Raw genomic sequence first — 711 nt, forward strand, 5'->3', positions numbered from 1 at the left:
GGCTTCGATGAAAGATAGTCCCGGAGGTAACGCTAGTTTGACGGTGAAAAGATTTACATTGAAAAAGTGGAGCTCGAGATGCTGCATTTCTTGAAATGATTTGGCCTTACTAAAGTAAAGTGATCGAAGTCACACTTTGGACATCTAAATCCCTCATAGCATAAGCAATTTGATCAAATGATCTTCACATGCTCCCTCTGAAGCGAAGCGTACCATAAAGCCTGAGATATCCACCAAGACAGCTTTATCGAACATCTGTTCTACTAAGGATTAGCTCCAATCTGGTCTCGGTGAAGGCGAAACTTACGAAACTTGATAAGTATGATCTTTTTTGCTAGGGAGCTCGTATGGAATTTTTACGATACCGTGATTTCATCCTCCGGATTTGGAGTGTTGGTTTCCAACATTAAAGCTCTTTCCATCGATTTTTCTGGTTCGATCTCAATGTCTTAATAATCTGCGCCATGATCTTCGATTCATGTAGAGGTGGTCCTTGTGGTTTTGGTCCATGAGATCTAATTATTAATGGCGTGTTGATTTTTTAGGATTTTTTATGAGGCGATCCAACGAAGTAGGCGGTCTGATCGCAAGGGCGCCTTTATCCTTACAATCACCCATGAGAGCGACCTGACATCTTCGCATTCATCAACCAGCCTCGCCAAAGGTGACTTTCGCTATGTGGTTTTATGGGCTGTGGGGCTTGTAATCTCT

The 711-nt window shown here is 42.5% G+C and carries 1 pseudogene; it reads right to left on the bottom strand.

Annotated elements, in window-relative coordinates:
- A pseudogene (locus AXFE_RS19770) lies at window positions 1-234 on the bottom strand (IS1595-like element ISAxf1 family transposase); the annotation flags it as partial.
- Window positions 235-711: the final 477 nt, after the last annotated feature.

The organism is Acidithrix ferrooxidans (genome assembly GCF_000949295.1).
GTDB classification, from domain to species: domain Bacteria; phylum Actinomycetota; class Acidimicrobiia; order Acidimicrobiales; family Acidimicrobiaceae; genus Acidithrix; species Acidithrix ferrooxidans.